A 3036-nucleotide genomic window follows, 5' to 3' on the forward strand; every position below is an offset into this window, starting at 1 on the left:
TTCTGTTCGGCGTGGAACTCACCTCGCACCCGACGCCACCCATACGTGTGTCAGGGTGCGAGATCTGGTTGCTGAGGTCACCCACACCGGGTCACCACGAGGTGTGCAATGGTCGGCCCTCGGCGAAGCCGGCCGTGCTCTGGATGCCGACCGTCGCCCGCTCCTCAAACTCCGCGAGGGTGCGCGCGCCGGCATAGGTGCACGAGGACCGCAATCCGCTGATGATCTGGTCGATGACGTCCTCGACACTCGGCCGCGCCGGGTCGACGAACATCCGCGCGCTGCTGATCCCCTCCTCGAACATCGCCTTCCGCGCCCGTTCGTATGCCGTGTCGGTTGCGGTGCGATTGCGCACGGCCCGCGAGGACGCCATCCCGAAGGACTCCTTGTACTGCCGATCCTGCTCGTCGGTGTAGAGGTCGCCGGGCGACTCCAGGGTGCCCGCGAACCAGGACCCGATCATGACGTTGGAGGCGCCCGCGGCCAGTGCCAGGGCGACATCGCGCGGGTGTCGCACTCCGCCATCAGCCCAGACGTGCTTGCCGAGTTCCCGTGCGGCAGTAGCACATTCGAGAACGGCCGAGAACTGCGGTCGACCCACAGCCGTCATCATGCGGGTGGTGCACATCGCTCCCGGTCCAACGCCCACCTTGACGATGTCCGCGCCAGCCTCGATGAGGTCGCGGGTCCCGGCTGCCGACACGATGTTGCCGGCGACGATCGGCACCTGCGGGTCGAGGGTTCGCACGGCGCGCAGGGCGTCGACCATCTTGCGCTGGTGGCCGTGTGCCGTGTCGATGACCAGGACGTCGGCGCCCGCCTCGATGAGCGACTGCGCCTTCGCCGCCACGTCTCCGTTGATGCCGACGGCGGCGGCGACTCGGAGGCGGTTGTCGGCATCGACCGCGGGGGAGTAGAGGTGAGCGCGCAGCGCCCCGGCGCGCGTGAGGATGCCGACGAGGCGGCCATCCGGAGCGACGACCGGCGCGAGCCGGCGGCGGGCGTGGGACAGGGCGTCGAAGGCTTCCTCGACGTCGATGCCGTCGGGGACGGTCACCATCTCCTTGACCATCACGTCACGCACCTGGGTGAAGCGGTCGACCCCGGTGAGGTCGGACTCGGTGACGATCCCGACCGGACGGTCGCCCTCCACCACGACGGCGGCGCCGTGGGCGCGTTTGTGCAGCAGGACGATCGCCTCGCCGGCGGTCGTGGACGGCGCCAACGAGACGGGCGTGTCGTAGACGTGGTGACGGGACTTCACGAAGGAGATGACATCGCTGACGACATCCCCCGGGATGTCCTGCGGAATGACTGTGATGGCACCGCGGCGGGCGGTCGTCTCGGCCATCCGACGCCCGGCGATCGCCGTCATGTTGGCGACGACGAGGGGGATCGTGGTGCCCGTCCCGTCCGTGCTCGACAGGTCGACATCGAGCCGCGAGGTGACGTCCGAGGCATTCGGGACCATGAAGACGTCGTCGTAGGTCAGGTCGAACTGGGGGGTCACCCCGTTGAGGAACTGCACCTTGCGAGTCTAGGCGGGTGGGCTGGGTTACCCCCGCCGCCCCGGCTCTCGAGAACACAACTCGCACCGGACCACAGGTATGCCTGTGTCCCGGTGCGAGATCTGTTCCGGAGGGCCCGGATCAGGAGATCGCGGTCGCGATGCCGTGGATGACCAGACCGGCCAGAGCGCCGACGATCGTGCCGTTGATCCGGATGAACTGGAGGTCGCGCCCGACGTGGAGCTCGATGCGCTCGGCCGCCTCCTTGCCGTCCCACCGGTCCACCGTCACCGAGATGACCTCGGCGAGCTCGTGACCATAGGTGTTGACCACGAAGGACACCAGTTCGGCAAGGCGCGCCTCGAGGCGCCCGCGCCACACCTGGTCCTCACGCAGGTGCTGGCCTGCGTGGGCCAGGAGCTCGTCGCCGCGCGTCCAGAAGTAGCTGGACTCGTCGTCCATGGCGTGGAGCAGTGAGGCCTTGAAGGACTGCCACAGACCGACCGCTGTCACGGGCACTTGGGGGTGGGTGAGCAGCCGCTCCTTGAGGGTTTCGGCGCGCTCCATCACCTGCGGGTCGGTCTGCAGGTCCCGTGCCAGCCGCTTGAGCAGGTCGTCGAACGCCTGACGGGCCGGGTGATGGTGGTCTGAACGGATGTCCTCGAGCCAGTGCAACACCTGGCTGTAGCTCCAGTGGATGACCTTGTCGTCCACCCACGGCGGGGACCACCACGGCGCCCGCTCACCGATCACGGCCGCAAATGTCCCGGGGTTCTCGGCCAGCCAGGTATGCAGTTGCTCGAGGCCGAGGTCGACCAGCCCGCGGTGGGTCTGTTCGTCGACGATGCCCTGGAGCAGGGTGCCGGCGATCGGCGCGATCGGCTCGCTGGCCAATCGGGGCAGCAGGAAGTCCTCGACGATGCCGCGGACCTCGTCGTCGCTGAGTCGGCCGAGCCCAGCACGGGACACCCGCACGACCTCGACCATGGCCCGGTGGCGATTGGCCGGCATACCGAGCCACGTGCCGACGCGGTCGGCGACGTGGGCCGCGGCGAGGCGTTCGCGAGCGATCTCCTCGGTGAGGAAGTTCTCGGTGACGAACTCCTGCAGGTTGCGACCGATCTCGTTCTTGCGCTTGGGGATGATCGCGGTGTGCGGGATCGGTAGCCCCAGCGGGTGCCGGAAGAGCGCCGTCACCGCGAACCAGTCGGCCAGCGCACCCACCATCGCCGCCTCGGCGCCGGTGTTGACGTAACCCCAGATCCCCGAGTGGTCCAGGCGCAGGGTGGCCACGAAGATCACGGCCGCGAGGATCAGCAGGGACAACGCGACGCCGCGCATGACGCGCAGCCGCCGTCGACGTTCGGCATCGGCGGGCGTCGAAACCATCAGACTCACGAGGTCGATCCTCTCCCATGGGCGACGTGGGGTCCGCCCTCCCAACGTCCGAGAGTTCCCTTTGTATGCCGCGCTCTCCCGCTCGGGCTCTCCGGGCTCGCGCTCTCCGGGCTCGCGCTCTCCGGGCTCG

General features: G+C 68.7%; 2 protein-coding genes. Both read right to left on the minus strand.

What is annotated here, in order from left to right; genetic code table 11:
* Window positions 1-91: 91 nt before the first annotated feature.
* The gene (locus BN10_RS07405) at window positions 92-1528 is read right to left on the minus strand and encodes a GuaB1 family IMP dehydrogenase-related protein (RefSeq protein WP_010850597.1); all 1437 of its coding nucleotides are present in this window, start codon (window positions 1526-1528) and stop codon (window positions 92-94) included.
* Between the two features lie 121 nt (window positions 1529-1649).
* Window positions 1650-2897 carry a DUF445 domain-containing protein gene (locus BN10_RS07410; RefSeq protein WP_040752905.1) on the minus strand — a complete coding sequence of 416 codons (1248 nt, stop codon included), beginning with the start codon at window positions 2895-2897 and terminating at the stop codon, window positions 1650-1652.
* Window positions 2898-3036: the final 139 nt, after the last annotated feature.

This window comes from Phycicoccus elongatus Lp2 (genome assembly GCF_000367525.1).
Lineage (GTDB): Bacteria > Actinomycetota > Actinomycetes > Actinomycetales > Dermatophilaceae > Phycicoccus_A > Phycicoccus_A elongatus.